A 16,981-nucleotide genomic window follows, 5' to 3' on the forward strand; every position below is an offset into this window, starting at 1 on the left:
GCCCCTAATGCCCCTCCGGGGCTCCCGCGGTCGCGAGGGGGCGTTCCAGCACCCGCCCCGGCTCCGTGGCCGCCGACTGGACCGTAGGCGTCGCGCGCAGGCCGTGGCGCTTGCGCCAGGCGACGGCCGCCGCGGCCAAGCCGGACACGACGATGAACCCCATCGAGATCAGAAACGCGGGCGAGGTCGGCGACCCGGCCTCGCTGCCCGCCACCACATAGGCCGCCGTGTTCGGCACCGACCCGATGGCCGTCGCCAGGAGGAACGGCGCGTATCCCATACGGGAGACCGCCGCGCAGTAGTTGGCGGCGGCGAACGGCACCCCGGGGAAGAGCCGGATCGCCAGCATCGAACGGAAACCGTGCCGGCTCAGCTGCCCGTCCGCCGCCCGCAGCCAGCGGCCCCGCAGCAGTGGCCGCAGCGCGTCCTGCCCCAGCACCCGCCCGAGGGTGAACGCGATGCCCGCCCCCAGCACCGTCCCCGCCAGCGCCGCCAGGAGACCCGCCTGGGTGCCGAAGAGCGCGCCCGCGGCCAGGTTCAGGATCGGCCGGGGTACGAAGGCGGCGGTGCACACCCCGTACGCGAGACCGAACAGCACCACCGCGCCCACGCCGCTCATGTGCGGCGGCCAGCCCGCCTGGAGCAGCCGCTGGGGCTCGTACAGCACCACGGTCGTCGCCGCGGTGAGCAGCACCACGGCGAGCAGGGAAAGCCGCGACCAGGGCGACAGCAGAGCCCGGGAGCAGCGGGTGAGAGAGCCCGGCGGCCGGGAGACGGGGTCGAGCATCCGGGGAGAGTAACCGACAACCACATGTGATCGCCGTAATGTCCGTCATCCGCCGTAGTGTGAGGCGCATGACGACTGCCGTGTCCGCTGTGCCCGCCGTGCCCGACAGCGCTCTCGCCGACACCGTGCTCGCCCGCCTCACGGAGGTCTACCCCGCCGCCGGCGACCCCTTCCGGGCCCAGGAGATGATCGCGTACGTGAAGGGCGTCGCGCCCTTCCTCGGGATCCGCACCCCCGAGCGGCGCGCCCTGTCCCGTACCGTCCTCGACGGCACCCCGCGACCCGACGAGGCCGACTGCGTGGCCGTCGCCCTGCGCTGCTTCGCGCTCCCCGAGCGCGAGTACCACTACTTCGCCGTCGACTACCTGCGCCGCCACGTGAAGCGCTGCTCGTCCGGCTTCCTGCCCGTCGCCCGGCAGCTCGTCACCACGGACTCGTGGTGGGACACGGTCGACCACCTCGCCGTCCATGTCGTCGGCGGCCTCGTCGCCGCCGACCCGGCGCTCGCCCTCCGGATGGACGAGTGGATCGAGGACGACGACCTCTGGGTCGCGCGCACCGCGCTGCTGCACCAGCTCCGGTTCAAGGACGCCACCGACACCGAGCGGCTGTTCGGCTACTGCCTGCGCCGGGCCGGCGACACCGACTTCTTCCTCCGCAAGGCGATCGGCTGGGCCCTGCGCGAGTACGCCAAGACCGGCCCCGCCGAGGTGCGCGCGTTCGTCGAGCAGAACCGCGGCCTGCTCGCGCCGCTCTCCGTGCGCGAGGCGCTCAAGCACCTCTGAACTCCCGTACCGCCGAAAATCGTTCGACGTCCGGCCGCCGCGACGACATCATCGTGGGCATGTTCCGGTACGCCTTCCTCGCAGCACGGCCCGCAGTCGCGGCCGCGCCGAAGGCTGCCGTCTTCGACTTCGTCCTGACCGCCGCATTCGACGGCGCCCGAAGCTGACCCTCCCCGGCTCGTCCGGCGGACCCCACAGGGGGAGGGTCGGTCCGGCCCCGGGGTCCCCTCACACGCTTCGAGCTCAAGGAACGAGCGAACCATGCCCAAGACGGCATACGTGCGCACCAAGCCGCACCTGAACATCGGCACCATGGGCCACGTCGACCACGGCAAGACCACCCTGACCGCCGCCATCACCAAGGTCCTCAGCGAGCGCGGGACCGGCACCTTCGTGCCGTTCGACCGCATCGACCGCGCGCCCGAGGAGGCCCAGCGCGGCATCACGATCAACATCGCGCACGTCGAGTACGAGACCGACACCCGCCACTACGCCCATGTCGACATGCCCGGCCACGCCGACTACGTGAAGAACATGGTCACCGGCGCCGCGCAGCTCGACGGGGCGATCCTCGTCGTCTCCGCGCTCGACGGGATCATGCCGCAGACCGCCGAGCACGTACTGCTCGCCCGCCAGGTCGGCGTCGACCACATCGTGGTCGCGCTCAACAAGGCCGACGCCGGGGACGACGAGCTGACCGACCTCGTCGAGCTGGAGGTACGGGAGCTGCTCACCGCGCACGGCTACGGCGGCGACGGCGTCCCCGTCGTCCGGGTGTCCGGGCTCAGGGCCCTGGAGGGCGACCCGCGCTGGACGGCGGCGATCGAGGCGCTGCTCGACGCGGTGGACACGTATGTGCCGATGCCCGTGCGCTATGTGGACGCGCCGTTCCTGATGTCCGTCGAGAACGTCCTCACCATCACCGGCCGCGGCACGGTCGTCACCGGCGCCATCGAGCGCGGCACGGTCAGGGTCGGCGACCGTGTGGAGGTCCTGGGTGCGGAGACCGAGACGGTCGTGACCGGGGTGGAGACCTTCGGCAAGCCGATGGAGTCCGCCGAGGCGGGCGACAACGTGGCCCTGCTGCTGCGGGGCGTTCCGCGTGACGCCGTCCGCCGGGGCCATGTGGTGGCGGCGCCGGGCAGCGTCGTACCGAGCCGGCGGTTCACCGCGCAGGTCTACGTCCTGTCGGGCCGGGAGGGCGGGCGTACCACCCCCGTCTCGACCGGCTACCGGCCGCAGTTCTACATCAGGACCGCGGACGTGGTCGGCGACGTCGACCTCGGCGAGACGGCGGTGGCGCGCCCCGGCGACACGGTCACGATGACCGTCGAGCTCGGCCGTGACGTGCCGCTGGAGCCGGGCCTCGGCTTCGCGATCCGCGAGGGCGGGCGTACGGTCGGCGCCGGCACGGTGACCGCGCTGGTCTGAAACGGCGGAGGCCCGCATTCCGTACCCCACGGAATGCGGGCCACAATGAGAGCGTGAACGACAGCGCCGACGACAGCGGCAACGACAGCGTCAACGAGCAGATCCCCGTCATCCGGGACGTCGACGGCGGGACCGCCCGGCTCATGCCCGACATCGACCGGGACCGGGCCTGGCTCCTCACCGTCGACGGCGCCCCCCAGTCGTACGTGGACCTGGACGAGCCGACGCACCTCGAGTTCGAGTACGCGCGCCGGCTCGCGCACGTCCTCGACAACGCCGCCGACGAGGGCGAACCCCTGACCGTCCTTCACCTCGGCGGCGGGGCGCTCACCCTGCCCCGGTACATCGCGGCGACGCGCCCCGGCTCGCGCCAGGACGTCGTGGAGGCCGACCGGGGGCTGATCGACCTGGTGGCCGAGCACCTTCCGCTGCCGGAGGGCTCCGGCGTCACGGTGCACGGGGCGGACGCCCGGGCGTGGCTGGAGGGCGCGCCCGACGCGTCGGTGGACGTGCTGATCGCCGACGTGTTCGGCGGCTCGCGGGTACCGGCGCATCTGACCTCGGCCGAGTACGCGCGCGAGGCGCGGCGGGTGCTGCGGCCGGGCGGGATCTACGCCGCGAACCTGGCCGACGGGGCGCCCTTCGCCTTCCTCCGCTCCCAACTGGCCACCTTCGCGGGCGTCTTCCCCGAGCTCGCGCTCATCGCCGAGCCGGCCGTGCTGCGCGGCCGCCGCTTCGGCAACGCCGTCCTCGTCGCCTCCGACGGCCCCCTCGACACGGCCTACCTGGCCCGGCGCGCGGCCGCGGACGCCTTCCCCGCGCGCGTGGAGTACGGCGCGACGCTCACCCGCTTCACGGCCGACGCCCACCCGGTGTCGGACACGGACGCGGTGCCGTCCCCCGTACCCCCGGACGGCGCCTTCAGCGTGGGCTGAGGGCCGGCGGCCACCACCTTCGGGCGGCGTCACGCCGCTGGGCCGTACGTGGGTTCGGCATCGACAGGGCTGCGGCGAGCGGGAAGCCACCCACGCCGCGGAGCACACGCCCGCGGAACGGACCGGCGTCACCCGCGCCTGGCGGGTACGTCGTCGCGGCCGGCAGCACGGTCCAGGGGCGCTCGTATGACGTCGTCGTCCACGAAGCCCGGCCACACCCGTCCCTGCGCTGCGGCGCCGGTCAGGCGCCCGGGGAGGGCGTCCGGCTGTCCGCCGTCGGGGCTGCCGGACGGGACTCGGGCGCGTCCTCGGCCGGTGACGGCAGCTGCAGCGCCTGCCTCGCGGAACCGTCGACCTCCTTCGTACGCCGCGTCAGGTTCCGTACGTCCGGGACCAGCAGGACCAGGGCCGTCACCACCACGATCAGCGCCGCCGAGCCCCAGAGCGCCTCGCTGCGGCCGAAGAGGCTCTCCGCCGGGCCCGCGAGTGCCGTGGACAGCGGGAGCATGGCCGTCGAGCCGAACCAGTCGTACGCGGCGACCCGGGAGAGCTTCTCCTCCGGGATCTCCTGGTGCAGCGTCGTCATCCAGGCCACGCCGAACACCTCGATCGCCACACCGCTGACGAACATGGCGGCCGAGAGGCCGACGACGTCGAGCGGTACCGCGAGCGCCGCCGAGGGCAGGGCGATCGGGAAGACGCCGAGCGTGCCGACGAGCAGCATCCGGCGCGGTTTCCAACGCATCATCAACAGGGCGCCGGACAGCGTGCCGACACCGAACGCGGCCAGCGCGAGCCCCCACGGCCGGGCGCCGCCGAGTTCGTCCCGGGCGACCAGCGGGCCGTACACCGACTCGGCCGCGCCGACCAGCGCCACGACGATCGAGAACTGGGCCACGATCGACCACAGCCACGGGCGTCCGACGAACTCGTGCCAGCCCTCGCGCAGATCGGCGAGCAGCCCCCCGCCCGGCTTGCGCTCGGCGATGTGACTGACGTCGAGGAAGGCCCGCAGCGCGCCGGCGACGGCGAAGGCCGCGGCGTCGATCGCGAGGACCCAGCCCGGGCCGACGGCGGCGATCATCGCGCCGCCGAGCGCCGCCCCGCCGATCCCGGCGCCGTGCATCGCCATCCGGAAGAGGGCGAAGGCGCGGCTGACCTGCTCGCCGCTGACACTCGACATCAGCATGCCCTCGGCCGCCGGGCTGAAGAAGGCCTGGCCCGTTCCGCACAGCGCCGTCAGCACCATCATCTGCCACAGCTGCGGTTCGCCCGCGAGGACGAGGAGGGCGAAGAGGCCCTGCGAGACACAGTTCAGGGCGTTGGCGGCGACCATCACGCGGTGCCGGGGTATCCGGTCGGCGACCGCGCCGCCTATGAGGAGGAAGAGGACGAGCGGGAGCGTGCGGGCCGCCGCCACCAGGCCCACGTCACCGCCGTCGCCACCGGACTGCATCACGGCGAACGCCGCCGCGATCAGGGCACCGTGGGTGCCGAGGTTGGTGACGATCGCGGCGGCGGTCAGCAGCAGGTAGTTGCGGCCGGCCCAGTCGGGGCGACGGGAGAGCAGCGTGGTGCGGGGGGAGGCGGCGGGAGTTCTCACTCCGGGGACTATCCCTGTCGCCGCCGCCTCCTGCCAAACCGGTTACCGCCCCACGTCGGATCAGGAGCTCTCCGGGGCCAGCCGTACCGTCGAGAGGATCTGCTGGATCGTCGCGTCCGGCAGCTCGTCCTTGACGCCGTCGGCCCCGTAGAGCACGAACGACGAGAAGTCGCCCTTGGCGTTCTTGAAGGAGAACGCGACGGACTTGCCATCCGACTCGCACTTGTTCCGCTTCGTGATCCCCGGGGCGGTGGCCGTCGCGACGCTGCCGACGAGACCGGACTTGGTGGTGTACGGGACGGCCTTGGTGATCTTGATGGTGCCCTTGGGCATGTGCTGCGCGTAGCCCGCCCACACCCAGTTGCCGGCCTCGTTGTACGCCGCCTCGGCGGTGTCCTTGGCGCCCTGGCCGCCCTTGGTGCCCGCGGAGCTCAGGCCCCAGCTTTCCTCGGAGCCGTCCTTGTTGGTGTCGAACGTGCACCACTTGCTCTTGTACCGCACGGGCGCTGACATGGTGACGACCGGCGAGCCGTCCCCCTTCTTCTCGTCCTCGAAGAAGGTGACGGAACCGGGCTTCAGCACCTCCCACTCGGGCGGTACGTCGAACAGCGTCCCGTACTTGGGGTTGTGGACGACCTTCCAGCCCGGGATCGTCGGCTGGTGCGCCGCGTCGTCGCGCGGGTTGTCGATCGAGGGGGAGGCCGACGCGGACGTCGAGGCCGACGTGGACGGCTTGGCGTCGCCGCCCGCCTGGGTGTTCTTCTCGTCGTCGCTGCCGAGGACGAGGTATCCCGTGACACCGGCGGCGACGACCACGGCCGTCGCGGCGGCGATGGCGATCAGGGTCGTCTGCTTCTTCTTGCCGTCACCCGGCCCGCCCTGCGGCGCGCCCGGCACCGCGTACTGCGGCACGGTCGGCTGCTGGTACGGGTTGGGCTGCGCGTACCCGGGCTGGGCCGGCTGCTGCGGGTAACCCGGCGGCTGCGTCGGCGGCTGCTGCGGGTAGCCGGGCTGCTGCTGGTATCCCGGCTGTTGGTAGGGGTTCGGCTGCTGATAACCCGACTGCTGGTACGGGTTCTGACTCTGGTCCTGCGGGTTCTGCTCGCCCCCGGGCGGCTGCTGTCCTGGCCACATGGCCAGTAACCATAGAGGTGCGGCGGGAACCCTGCTACGCCCGCCCCTGCCGCCGGGCAGCCCGGGAGCCCGGTACCGGGGATGGCCTTCCGTGCTACTCGTGGGTAACATCGGCGCATGAGCGCAGACCAGATGTCCGTGGGCGAGATGCTCGCCGCCACCGTTCCCATGGCCGGGACCCTCAACCTCGAGTTCCTGGAGACCACTTCCGAGCGTGCTGTCGTCCGCCTGCCGGACCAGCCCGACTACCACAACCACGTCGGCGGCCCGCACGCCGGAGCCATGTTCACGCTGGCCGAGTCGGCCAGCGGCGCGATCGTCATCGCCGCCTTCGGCGACCAGTTGAGCCGCGCGGTCCCGCTCGCCGTCAGTGCCGAGATCGGCTACAAGAAGCTCGCCATGGGCGTCGTCACGGCCACCGCCACGCTGGGCCGCCCGGCCGCCGACGTCGTCGCCGAGCTGGACGCCGGCGAGCGCCCGGAGTTCCCCGTCCACATCGCGATCACGCGCGAGGACGGCGCCGTGACCGGCGAGATGACGGTCGTCTGGACCCTGCGCCCGAACTCCTGACATCCCTGACTCCTGCCATCGGGTCACCACCGGCCGCCCCCGCACCCCGTCTCCGGGTGCGGGGGCGGCCGCGTTCGCGCGCGGGCCCGGGGGCCTCCCCCGGTGATCCCCGGCCGCTCGCGGAGGTCGTGGTGCGCCGGCCGTGACCAGGTAGGCTGCCCCGGCGTGCGCGACGCGGCGCACGCCGACGACACGGGAGGAATCCGCGTTGCACGTCCAGGAGTGGCTGGAGACGATCCCCGCGGTCGCCATCTACGCGCTGGTGGGAGTGGTGATCGGGCTGGAGAGCCTGGGCATCCCGCTGCCCGGCGAGATCGTCCTCGTGAGCTCGGCCCTGCTGGCCTCGCAGCACGGCGACATCGATCCGTACGTTCTCGGTGCCTGCGCCACGGCCGGCGCGATCATCGGTGACTCGATCGGCTACGCGATCGGCCGCAAGGGCGGGCGGCCGCTGCTCGCCTGGCTGGGGAAGAAGTTCCCCAAGCACTTCAGCGAGGCCAATATCGCGCTGGCGGAGCGGTCCTTCGAGAAGTGGGGCATGTGGGCGGTCTTCTTCGGCCGCTTCGTCGCCCTGCTGCGGATCTTCGCCGGCCCGCTCGCGGGCGTGCTGCGGATGCCGTACTGGAAGTTCCTCATCGCCAACGTCTTCGGCGGCATCCTCTGGGCGGGCGGGACCACGGCCGTCATCTACTCGGTCGGTGTCGTCGCCGAGGCCTGGCTCAAGCGCTTCTCGTGGCTGGGCCTGGTGCTCGCCGTCCTGGTCGGCCTCACCTCGATGCTGATCCTGAAGAACCGCGCGAAGAAGGCCGCGGCCAAGGCGGAGTCGGCCGCCGAACCCGCCGCCGAACCGGTGGGCGAGCCCGTGCCGGTGCCGGCGGCGGACTGACGACAGCGGTACGGGAAAGGGCGCGGTGCCCGCAGGGGCACCGCGCCCTTTCCCGTACGCGACCTGTACGCGCCTCGCTCAGCTCCCGAAGGCCTCGGCGTGGCCCTTGGCCAGGTGCAGGTACATCTCCGCGTTGAGGCGGATGCCGGCCCGCTCCTCCTCCGTCAGGGGCCGCCGGACCTTGGCCGGGACCCCCGCGACCAGGGAACCCGGCGGGATCTCCATCCCCTGCGGGACCAGTGCCTGCGCGGCCACGAGCGAGCCGGCGCCGACGCGGGCGCCGTTGAGGATCGTGGCGCCCATGCCGACAAGGACGTCGTCCTCGACCGTGCAGCCGTGGACGGTGGCGTTGTGGCCGATCGTCACGCGGTCGCCGATGGTGACGGGGAAGCCCGGGTCGACATGGACCGTGCAGTTGTCCTGGATGTTCGAGTCCTCGCCGACCACGACGGGACCGCAGTCCGCCCGCAGCACCGCGTGGTACCAGACGCTCGCGCGGGCGCCGAGCGTGACATCGCCGAGCACGACCGAGGTCGGTGCGGTGAAGGCGGTCGGATCGACCTGCGGCTCCTTGCCGCCCACGCCCTTGATCAACGCCTCTGTCATCGTTCGCTCCTGCTCCGTCGCCGTCTGCGTCACGCCTGCACGAACCCTAGCTCCGCTCTCATGACGGACATCACAGGGCACCCCACTGATCAGGCACGACGGCGGCGACTACCGTGTGCGGGTGCCCCGGAACAGAAACACGTTCTCCTCTCTCACCGCCTGGCGGCGGCGCGTTCTCGCCCATGCCGTGCAGGGCGGATGGCGCTGGGTGCAGAAGGCCGGTTCCGTCACCGCCGAGCACCCGGGACGGCTGCGTTTCCGTCGCCTCGGCGCGGGCACCAGGCTGGCCTTCCCGCAGGGGACCGTCTTCGGTGAGCAGTGGATCGAGATCGGCGAGTGCTGCATCATCGCCGAGCAGGTCACCCTCACCGCCGGCATGCTGCCCGGACTCGACCTCGGGCCCGACACGGTCCTGACCCTCGGGAACGGTGTCGTCCTGGGCCGCGGCAGCCACGTCATCGCCGACACCACGGTGACCATCGGCTCGGACACGTACTGCGGGCCGTACGTCTACATCACCTCGACCAACCACAGTTACGACGATCCGGACGAGCCGGTCGGCAGGCAGTGGCCGCGCTCCGAGCCGGTCGAGATCGGGCCCGGGTGCTGGCTGGGCACCGGCGCGGTGATCCTGCCGGGGGCCAGGCTCGGCCGCAATGTGGTGGTCGCGGCGGGCGCGGTCGTACGGGGTGAGGTGCCGGACCACTCCGTGGTGGCGGGGGCACCGGCGCGGGTCGTGCGCAGCTGGGATCCGGAGCAGGGCTGGCAGCCGCCGCTGCGGACGCCGGCCCCTGTGCCGATCCCGGACGGGGTGACGGCCGAGCAGCTCGCCGCACTCGCGGCCTGGGAGCTCGCCCAGGGCTGACGACGGGAGCCGACCCGGGCCCGGGCCGACAGGCGCTGACCAGGGGCGGGCCGGGTCGACAGGCGCTGATCAGGGGCCGGCCGGAGCCGCCGTCAGCCCGTCGCCAGAAGCACCGTGCCCACCAGGGCGAGGCCCGCGCCCGCCGCCTGCACCGCGCGCAGCCGCTCCTTGAGCACCCCACGCGCCGCCAGCGCCGTCACCACCGGGTAGAGGCTGGCCAGTACGGCGGCGACGGCGACGGGGCCGTTCTGCGCCGCGATCGAGTACGTGCCGTTGGCGGCCACGTCCGCGAGGCCGACGAAGGCGAGGGCCGGGAGGGCCGACCGGACGACCTCCATGCCGCCGGCCTCGGGCAGCGCCCGACCGCCGCGCTTCACGGAGACGTACAGCGCGCCGCCGCCCACCGCCACGTTGGTGACGCGCTGCACGAACAGGGCGAGGAACAGTCCGGTGAGGGTCGTGGACGCCTCGGCGATCAGAGCCATCACGGAGCCGAACCCGAGGGCCGCGACGAGGGTGAGGAGCACCGCCTGGCGCTGCACGGGCGCGCCGCGCAGCTCGGGGCCACCCGCGAGGACGACGCCGACGACCGCCACGCCGATCCCGGCGAACTGGAGCAGCCCCGGCCGGTCGCCGACGAGCAGCCCCACCGAGACGGGCACGACGACGCCGAGCGAGCCGAGCGGGGAGACGACGCCCATCGGGCCGAGGGCCAGGGCCTTGTAGAAGCACAGCATCGCCACCGGACCGACCACGCCCGCCGCGACCGCGTACCAGAGCTCGGATCCCGCCTCGCTCCAGGCGCCGGTGCCGACGACGATCGCGCCGAGGACGACGACCGCGAGCATCTGGGAGACGACGACCACCGTCAGGGCGGGCATGCGCCGGGTGAGCAGCCCGCCGCCGAAGTCGGCCAGGCCCCACAGCAGGGCGGTGGCCAGAGCGAACAGCGCAGTCATGGAATCCTCGCGGGGTAGCGGTCTCGCAGTACAGTGCGGTGTACAGCTGAGTACACCGTGGTAGACCACACAGTAGTTCAGTCTGTTGAACTCTGTCATCCAAAATATTGGACGGAATGTGTCGGACCTCGATCAGCTCACCCAGTCGCTCGCGCGGAATCTGAAGCGGTGGCGCAATGAGCGCGGTTTCACGCTGGACGCGCTCGCCGCACGGGCCGGAGTCAGCCGCGGCATGATCATCCAGATCGAGCAGGCCCGGACGAACCCCAGCGTCGGCACCACCGTGAAGCTCGCGGACGCCCTCGGCGTCTCGATCACGACCCTCCTCGACTACGAGCAGGGCCCGCACGTCCGCCTCGTCCCGCCCGCCCAGGCCGTGCGCATGTGGTCCACCTCCACCGGCAGCCACACCACGCTCCTGGCCGGCACCGAGGCGCGCGGCCCGCTGGAGCTCTGGTCCTGGACGCTGATGCCGGGCGACGGGAGCGCCTCCGACCCGCACCCCGACGGCACGACCGAACTCCTGCACGTCACCGCGGGCGAGCTCACCCTCGTCGTCGAGGGGGAGGAGCACCGGATCCCGGCCGGCACCTCGGCCGTCTTCGAGGCCAACGTGCCGCACGCCTACCGCAACGACGGCGCGGAGACGGTCGAGATGACCATGGCCGTCTCCATCCCGCCCGCACGCTGAGACGCCCGACACCACCCGTCGGGGTCGCTGTTAGCGTGACAGGCATGCGCGCACCCATCGGAGACTTCGACAACGCCGTCCCCGCCCCCGAGTGCCTGGATCTGCTCACCGAGCCGGTCGCCGCCGCCGTCCGCGCCTGGCAGGGGACCGTCCCGGCCGATCAGCTGCTCTACGTGGACACCGACCCGGAGATCGCCGACACGGCCGTCTTCGTCGAGAACCACGGCCGCGAACTCCTCGACCGGTCCGCGAACTGCGTGATCGTCGCGGGGAAGCGCGGCGAGGTGACGACCCTGGCCGCGTGCGTGGTGCTCTCGGCCACCCGCGTGGACGTCAACGGAGCCGTCCGCCGGCACCTGGGCTCCCGCAAGGTGCGGTTCGCGCCCATGGACACCGCCACCGGCGAGAGCGGCATGGAGTACGGCGGCATCACCCCGATCGGCCTCCCCGCCGACTGGCCGGTCCTCGTCGACGCCGCCGTCGTCGACACCGAATGGGTCCTCGTCGGCAGCGGCCGGCGGCGCGGCAAGCTGATCGTGCCGGGCAAGGCCTTCGCCCAACTGCCCGGCGCGGCGGTCCTGGAGGGCCTGGGCGTCAGCTGAGGCGCGGGATCTCGATGGCCGGGCAGCGGTCCATGACCATGTCGAGCCCGGCCTCCCGGGTCCGCGCGTACGCCGCCTCGTCGATCACACCGAGCTGGAACCACACCGCCTTCGCACCGACGGCCACCGCCTCGTCGGCGATCTGCCCCGCGTGCTCGCTGTTGACGAACACGTCCACCACGTCGACCGGGAACGGGATGTCGGCGAGCGAGGCGTAGCCCTGCTCGCCGTGGACCGTCTCCGCCTTCGGGTGCACGGGCACGATCCGCTTGCCGAAGCGCTGCAGCACCGCCGCGACACCGTAGGCCGCACGCGCCTGATTCGACGACAGACCCACGACGGCCCAGGTGTCTCCCGTGGCCGTGAGGATCTTCCGTACCGTGTCCGACTCGGTGGTCGCCGTCTCGACGCTCATCTACTGCCTCCCGTGGCTGGTCCTTCGCACAACGAGCCGCGCGCCCCGGTGATTCCCGCCGCCGCGATCAGCCGTCCCAGGCCCGCAGTTCGTCGTCGCGCGGGGACTCGACCAGCGTCGGAGCGCCGGGCCCGAAGGTCATCACAGGACGGGTCGCGTCCCAGGCCCGCCAGCCCGGATCGCCGGTCGCCGCGAACCGCACCCATGCGGCGTGCATCGCGTCCGCCAGCTCCCGCGGGGCGTCCGGGCCGGTCAGCGCCGTCGTCTCGGGCCGGTCCAGGGTGCCGAAGACGAAGCCGAGCTCCAGCGCGTGACAGGCTCCCAGACCGAGGACCGGGGACCGCCAGCCGAACTCGTAGACGTACGTGGAACCCGGACCGGCCGTCCGCGCGTCCGCGAGCCGGTTCAGCGGCATCCGCAGCAGCTTGTCCGTCGCGAGCGCGCCGAGCAGCTCGCCCGGCGTCTCCCGGGGCCGGTTGGCCCGGTACACGCGCGCGGTGCGGCGAGGCACCTTCGTCTTCCACAGCGCCGCGCGCAGCGCGAGTCGGCTCAGCCGTTCGGTGAGCCGGCCGGGCACGAACCACAGCCGGTACTCCTCGGTGTTCGTGCCCATCAGCAGATCCACGTCCGCCGACGCCCCGCCGCCGCTCAGGGCCACGGCCGGGTCACGGGGAAGCAGTTCGCCGTCGACGACGATCTGGAAGGAGTGCCCGCCGGTCAGCGGCGTGCCCTTCCCTGTCACCTCGGTCTGCGCGTCCAGCAGCCGTTCGACGGGTATGTGGGTCAGCGCCCGCGCCGTCGCCTCGACGCCCAGGTGCGCGGCGATCGCCTCCGTCGTCCGGCGGGCCCGGTCGCCAGGTAGCGCGACGGGCGCCCCGCTCTGGATCACGGCGCGCCGGAACAGCCCCTTCGCGAGCGGGGAGGCCAGCAGCGCGGCGATGCAGATCGCGCCCGCCGACTCGCCGAAGACCGTGACCCGCTCCGGGTCGCCGCCGAACGCCGCGATGTTCTCCCGCACCCAGGCCAGGGCGGCCAGCTGGTCGCGCAGCCCCAGATTGGCCGGGGCGTCGGGAAAGACCCCGAACCCCTCGATGCCGAGGCGGTAGTTGAGCGAGACGAGCACGACGCCGTCCCGGGCGAACGCCGCCCCGTCGTAGACGGGGACGGACGACGAGCCGTGGACGAGGGAACCACCATGGATCCACACCATGACCGGCCGGCCCTCGGCCGCGCTCTTCTCCCACGGGGCCCAGACGTTGAGGTTGAGACAGTCCTCGCCCTCGACGTCCGGGTCCGGGAGCAGCGCGTCCAGCGGCGGTGCGTACGGGCGCTTCGGCGCCGTCGCCCCGAAGGCGCGGGCCTCCCGTACGCCCTCCCACGGTTCGACCGGCTCCGGCGCGCGGAACCGCAGCGGTCCCACCGGGGCCTTGGCGTACGGGACCCCGAGGAAGGAGGCGACTCCATGCTTCAAGGAGCCCCGCAGAGCGCCGAAGCGGGTGCGCACCAGGGGGGCGCGGCCCACGGGTGCGCGGCCCAGGGGGTCGCTGTCATCGGACATGGTTCGGCCACCCCAACTCGGCTCGGTCATCGGGCTGTTCCTTCCGTGGCGGTCAGGACACCAGCGCCCGCTTGAGGACCTTGCCGGTCGGCCCCAGCGGGAGCTCGTCGACGAAACGCACCAGGCGCGGGTACTTGTGGCGGCCCAGACGCTCCTTCGACCAGGCGACGAGTTCCTCCGCCGTGACCGGGGCGACGCCGGGCCGCGGCACGACCACCGCGCACACCTCCTCGCCCTTCGCCTCGTCCGGGACGCCGATCACCGCGACCTCGGAGACCGCCGGGTGACGGACCAGGACCTCCTCGACCTCGCGCGGGTAGATGTTGAAGCCGCCCCGGATGACCAGGTCCTTCTTCCGGTCCACGATGCTCAGGAACCCGTCCTCGTCGCGGACGCCGAGGTCCCCCGTACGGAACCAGCCGTCGACCACCGCCGCGGCCGTGGCCTCCGGGTCGTCGAGGTACCCCGCGAAGACGTTGTGCCCCCGCACCACGACCTCACCGATCTCGCCGTCCGCGAGCAGCCGGATCCCGTCGTCGACGGCCGCGTCGGCGATCCCGATCTCGACACCCCAGACCGGATGCCCCACCGTCCCGGGACGCCGCCCGATGTGCGGCTGGTTGAACGTGGCGACCGGCGAGGTCTCCGTCAGGCCGTACCCCTCCAGGACCTGCGTCGAGAACGACTCCTCGAACCGCTCGAGCACGGCGACCGGGAGCGCCGCGCCGCCCGAGACCGCGGCGCGCAGGGCCGTCGTCCGAAGGCCGGAGACGGCGGCCGCCTCCACCAGGGCGTGGTACATCGTCGGCACGCCCATGAAGACGGTGACGCCCTCCTCGGCCAGCGCCTCCAGCGCCGCCGGGCCGCTGAACCGGGGCAGCAGGACCAGCGTGGCGCCCGCCCGCAGCGTCCCGTTCATCGCGCAGGTCTGCCCGTAGCTGTGGAAGAGCGGCAGACAGCCGAGGACGACGTCCCCCGCGCCGAGACCCAGCAGGTCCTGCGAGGTCACGGAGGCGTTCATCACGATGTTGAGGTGCGTGAGGCGGGCGCCCTTGGGCCGGCCCGTCGTCCCGCTCGTGTAGAGGACCACCGCCGTGTCGGAGGCCCCGGCCGGCTCGGCGGCCGACAGCGGCTCCGCCGCCGAGGGGGCGCCCCGCAGCGCCCGCACCCCGGCGGCCCGCGCCGCCTCCTCGGCCACCGGCCACAGCGGCCCGCCGCTGACGATCGCCACCGCCTTGCTGTGCTCCAGGACGTACTGGACCTCGTCGGCCACCAGCAGCGCGTGCACGGGCACGACCGTCGCGCCCGCCGCCAGCGCGCCGTAGTACACCCGCACGAACTCGGTGGTGTTCGGCAGCAGGACCGCGACCCGATCGCCCGGCTTCACCCCCGCCTCCCGCAGTCCGGCGGCGCAGCGCAGCGCCTCGCTCCACAGCTCCCCGTACGTCAGCCGGGCCGCGCCCTCGACCACCGCGATCCGTTCGGGGAGGAGGCGGGCGGACTCGCCCAGGATGTTGGCGACGCTCAGTGACATGGGACGCTCCAGGAAACGCGGCGTTGACAAGGGTGTGACACGGGACAGAATCCGCCGGGACGCCGGTCGCGCACCATGTGCATCTGCCCAGCATGCGGCCCGCGAGGCTGGGCAGCGGCCCGCCTCCGACGTCCCGCGCGTGGCATTCGCCAAACCATGGGGTTACGGTGCGGCCATGACGCACGGCCGCTCGACACCCGGCAGGACGCCCCGCTCCACGGCGGGCGCTTCCACGACGCGCGGTTCCACGACGCGCGGTTCCTCGGTCGGCGGTTCCTCGGTCGGCGGCTCCGCGACCCGCGGCTCCACGGCGCCCGGCAGCGTGAGCGCCCACACCCCCGTCGGCTCCGCCACGGGCGCGCTGCGCCGCACCCTCGCCACCGCGCTGCTCGGCGACATCGACCACCTCACCGACCGGGCCGTCGACGACATCCGCGCCCACAGCGGCACCTACGCCTCCGGCGCCCCCGTCAGCCGCGAGGAGCTGCGGGAGTTCGTCCGCGACAACCTGATGCGGGCCCTGGAGGACTTCGGCGGCCTCGCCCCCACCGGCGGCGACTTCGAGCAGGCCGCCCGCGAGACCGGCCGCCGCCGCGCCGAGCAGAGCGTGCCGCTCGACACGGTCCTGCGCGCCTACCGCCGCGGCGGCCGCGTGCTGTGGCAGGTGATGGCCGAGCATCTCCGGGCCAGGCCCGGCCGCGACTCCGACAGCAGGGACACCGAGCTCGACGTCGCGGGAGCGGTCTGGGAGACGATCGACCGCTACTCGGTCGCGATGGCCGACGCCTACCGCCTGACCCAGCTGGAGATGCAGAGCCGCCAGGACACCCGCCGGGTCGCCCTCTTCGAGGCGCTGCTCGACGGCCGCGCCGACGACCCGGCCGTCGCGGCGGCCGCCTCCGCCGCGCTCGGCGTGCCGCAGCAGGACCGGTACGTCGTCGTGGTGGCCGCCCAGGACCCGGCCGCCCCGCCCAACCCGGCACCCGTCCTGGAGGCGCGCGGCATGTGGTCGTTCTGGCGTCCCCGCGCCGGCCGGTACGCCGGCATCGTCAGGCTGCCGCGCGGCACGGACGCCACGCGCACCCTGCTCGACCTGCTCCGCCACCGGACGGGTGCGACCGCCGGGATCTCCCCGGAGTTCGACCGGCTCGCGCGGGCGGGCCGGGCCCTGCGACTGGCCGAGGAGACCCTCCGTACCCTCCCCGCGGGCAGCGGCGAGGCGGCGGCGTTCGACGACCGGCTCGCCGAGGTGCTGCTCAGCGGCCGGGGCGACATCGCCGACCGGATCGTCACCGTCCATCTCGGACCGGTCCTGGCCACGGGCGGCGAGCGCGCCGCCCTGCTGGAGACCCTTCGGGTCTGGCTGGACAACGGCTGCTCGGCCGCCCGGGCCGCCGAGCTGCTCTACTGCCACCGCAACACGGTCCTCAACCGCATCAGCCGTATCTCGGAGCTCACCGGCCGCTCCAGCGAATCGGGCGACACCCGCCTCGGCTGGTCCCTGGCCCTCAGGGCGCTGCCCCTCGCCGACCTCGGCGAGCAGCCGGAGCAGCCGGAGCAGCCGGAGCGGGCGCCGCGGCCGCCGAGGGACTGAGGCCAGGAGCACGTCCGCGGGCGCAT

17 protein-coding genes are annotated in these 16,981 nt (G+C 73.2%); 9 read left to right on the forward strand and 8 right to left on the reverse strand.

The features are described from left to right. Positions 1-4: 4 nt before the first annotated feature. Positions 5-787 carry a TVP38/TMEM64 family protein gene (locus tag FDM97_RS13615; RefSeq protein WP_137990673.1) on the reverse strand — a complete coding sequence of 261 codons (783 nt, stop codon included), beginning with the start codon at positions 785-787 and terminating at the stop codon, positions 5-7. Between the two features lie 68 nt (positions 788-855). On the opposite strand from FDM97_RS13615, the gene FDM97_RS13620 reads away from it, so the two are divergent. The 3 genes from FDM97_RS13620 to FDM97_RS13630 all read left to right on the forward strand — a co-directional run bounded on the left by FDM97_RS13620 (position 856) and on the right by FDM97_RS13630 (position 3,938). Then, the gene (locus FDM97_RS13620) at positions 856-1,572 is read left to right on the forward strand and encodes a DNA alkylation repair protein (protein WP_137990674.1); all 717 of its coding nucleotides are present in this window, start codon (positions 856-858) and stop codon (positions 1,570-1,572) included. 261 nt (positions 1,573-1,833) lie between these two features. Then, the gene (tuf, locus tag FDM97_RS13625; RefSeq protein ID WP_137990675.1) at positions 1,834-3,003 is read left to right on the forward strand and encodes an elongation factor Tu; all 1,170 of its coding nucleotides are present in this window, start codon (positions 1,834-1,836) and stop codon (positions 3,001-3,003) included. A 143-nt stretch (positions 3,004-3,146) separates the two neighbouring features. Beyond that, positions 3,147-3,938, forward strand: a complete 792-nt coding sequence (locus FDM97_RS13630; RefSeq protein WP_137994799.1) for a spermidine synthase — start codon at positions 3,147-3,149, stop codon at positions 3,936-3,938. Positions 3,939-4,179: 241 nt separating this feature from the next. Here FDM97_RS13630 and FDM97_RS13635 read toward each other — a convergent pair whose 3' ends face one another. Further along, positions 4,180-5,541 carry an MFS transporter gene (locus FDM97_RS13635; protein ID WP_137990676.1) on the reverse strand — a complete coding sequence of 454 codons (1,362 nt, stop codon included), beginning with the start codon at positions 5,539-5,541 and terminating at the stop codon, positions 4,180-4,182. A 60-nt stretch (positions 5,542-5,601) separates the two neighbouring features. Continuing rightward, positions 5,602-6,675, reverse strand: a complete 1,074-nt coding sequence (locus FDM97_RS13640; RefSeq protein WP_137990677.1) for a hypothetical protein — start codon at positions 6,673-6,675, stop codon at positions 5,602-5,604. 132 nt (positions 6,676-6,807) lie between these two features. Here FDM97_RS13640 and FDM97_RS13645 point away from each other — a divergent pair, with 132 nt between their 5' ends. Continuing rightward, entirely contained in the window at positions 6,808-7,245 is a 438-nt protein-coding gene (locus tag FDM97_RS13645) for a DUF4442 domain-containing protein (RefSeq protein ID WP_137994800.1), read from the forward strand. A gap of 208 nt (positions 7,246-7,453) precedes the next feature. After that, entirely contained in the window at positions 7,454-8,131 is a 678-nt protein-coding gene (locus tag FDM97_RS13650; RefSeq protein ID WP_137990678.1) for a DedA family protein, read from the forward strand. Positions 8,132-8,209: 78 nt separating this feature from the next. Here the strand turns inward: FDM97_RS13650 and FDM97_RS13655 are convergent, their stop codons facing one another. Next, a complete protein-coding gene (locus FDM97_RS13655; protein ID WP_137990679.1) occupies positions 8,210-8,737 on the reverse strand; it encodes a gamma carbonic anhydrase family protein in 528 nt (175 codons plus the stop codon). 121 nt (positions 8,738-8,858) lie between these two features. Between FDM97_RS13655 and FDM97_RS13660 the strand changes: the two genes are divergently transcribed. Further along, complete coding sequence (locus FDM97_RS13660; protein ID WP_137990680.1) at positions 8,859-9,602, forward strand: acyltransferase; 744 nt, start codon at positions 8,859-8,861, stop codon at positions 9,600-9,602. A 92-nt stretch (positions 9,603-9,694) separates the two neighbouring features. Here the strand turns inward: FDM97_RS13660 and FDM97_RS13665 are convergent, their stop codons facing one another. Then, entirely contained in the window at positions 9,695-10,561 is an 867-nt protein-coding gene (locus tag FDM97_RS13665) for a DMT family transporter (RefSeq protein ID WP_137990681.1), read from the reverse strand. 118 nt (positions 10,562-10,679) lie between these two features. On the opposite strand from FDM97_RS13665, the gene FDM97_RS13670 reads away from it, so the two are divergent. After that, entirely contained in the window at positions 10,680-11,252 is a 573-nt protein-coding gene (locus FDM97_RS13670; protein ID WP_137990682.1) for a helix-turn-helix domain-containing protein, read from the forward strand. 44 nt (positions 11,253-11,296) lie between these two features. Further along, on the forward strand, positions 11,297-11,854 hold the full coding sequence (locus tag FDM97_RS13675) for a YbaK/EbsC family protein (protein WP_137990683.1): 558 nt from the start codon (positions 11,297-11,299) through the stop codon (positions 11,852-11,854). On the opposite strand, the gene FDM97_RS13680 is transcribed toward FDM97_RS13675, so the two are convergent. The 3 genes from FDM97_RS13680 to FDM97_RS13690 form a co-directional block, all read right to left on the reverse strand. After that, positions 11,847-12,269: a CoA-binding protein gene (locus FDM97_RS13680; protein ID WP_137990684.1), complete on the reverse strand. Its 423-nt coding sequence runs from the start codon at positions 12,267-12,269 to the stop codon at positions 11,847-11,849. The genes FDM97_RS13675 and FDM97_RS13680 overlap by 8 nt on opposite strands. Positions 12,270-12,336: 67 nt before the next feature. After that, complete coding sequence (locus FDM97_RS13685; RefSeq protein ID WP_137990685.1) at positions 12,337-13,827, reverse strand: carboxylesterase/lipase family protein; 1,491 nt, start codon at positions 13,825-13,827, stop codon at positions 12,337-12,339. A 52-nt stretch (positions 13,828-13,879) separates the two neighbouring features. Further along, on the reverse strand, positions 13,880-15,361 hold the full coding sequence (locus tag FDM97_RS13690; protein ID WP_137990686.1) for a long-chain-fatty-acid--CoA ligase: 1,482 nt from the start codon (positions 15,359-15,361) through the stop codon (positions 13,880-13,882). A gap of 175 nt (positions 15,362-15,536) precedes the next feature. Between FDM97_RS13690 and FDM97_RS13695 the strand changes: the two genes are divergently transcribed. Next, positions 15,537-16,955: a PucR family transcriptional regulator gene (locus FDM97_RS13695; protein ID WP_254705578.1), complete on the forward strand. Its 1,419-nt coding sequence runs from the start codon at positions 15,537-15,539 to the stop codon at positions 16,953-16,955. Positions 16,956-16,981: the final 26 nt, after the last annotated feature.

Origin of the sequence: Streptomyces vilmorinianum (genome assembly GCF_005517195.1) — a bacterium.
Taxonomy (GTDB): Bacteria; Actinomycetota; Actinomycetes; order Streptomycetales; family Streptomycetaceae; genus Streptomyces; species Streptomyces vilmorinianum.

Excerpts from the sequence above, each read along its gene's own strand:
- FDM97_RS13655 (WP_137990679.1), bottom strand. The coding sequence starts at position 8,737 with ATGACAGAGGCGTTGATCAAGGGCGTGGGCGGCAAGGAGCCGCAGGTC.
- FDM97_RS13640 (WP_137990677.1), bottom strand. The coding sequence starts at position 6,675 with ATGTGGCCAGGACAGCAGCCGCCCGGGGGCGAGCAGAACCCGCAGGAC.
- FDM97_RS13665 (WP_137990681.1), bottom strand. The coding sequence starts at position 10,561 with ATGACTGCGCTGTTCGCTCTGGCCACCGCCCTGCTGTGGGGCCTGGCC.
- FDM97_RS13685 (WP_137990685.1), bottom strand. The coding sequence starts at position 13,827 with ATGTCCGATGACAGCGACCCCCTGGGCCGCGCACCCGTGGGCCGCGCC.
- FDM97_RS13615 (WP_137990673.1), bottom strand. The coding sequence starts at position 787 with ATGCTCGACCCCGTCTCCCGGCCGCCGGGCTCTCTCACCCGCTGCTCC.
- tuf (WP_137990675.1), top strand. The coding sequence starts at position 1,834 with ATGCCCAAGACGGCATACGTGCGCACCAAGCCGCACCTGAACATCGGC.
- FDM97_RS13620 (WP_137990674.1), top strand. The coding sequence starts at position 856 with ATGACGACTGCCGTGTCCGCTGTGCCCGCCGTGCCCGACAGCGCTCTC.
- FDM97_RS13630 (WP_137994799.1), top strand. The coding sequence starts at position 3,147 with ATGCCCGACATCGACCGGGACCGGGCCTGGCTCCTCACCGTCGACGGC.
- FDM97_RS13680 (WP_137990684.1), bottom strand. The coding sequence starts at position 12,269 with ATGAGCGTCGAGACGGCGACCACCGAGTCGGACACGGTACGGAAGATC.
- FDM97_RS13675 (WP_137990683.1), top strand. The coding sequence starts at position 11,297 with ATGCGCGCACCCATCGGAGACTTCGACAACGCCGTCCCCGCCCCCGAG.
- FDM97_RS13645 (WP_137994800.1), top strand. The coding sequence starts at position 6,808 with ATGTCCGTGGGCGAGATGCTCGCCGCCACCGTTCCCATGGCCGGGACC.
- FDM97_RS13690 (WP_137990686.1), bottom strand. The coding sequence starts at position 15,361 with ATGTCACTGAGCGTCGCCAACATCCTGGGCGAGTCCGCCCGCCTCCTC.
- FDM97_RS13695 (WP_254705578.1), top strand. The coding sequence starts at position 15,537 with ATGACGCACGGCCGCTCGACACCCGGCAGGACGCCCCGCTCCACGGCG.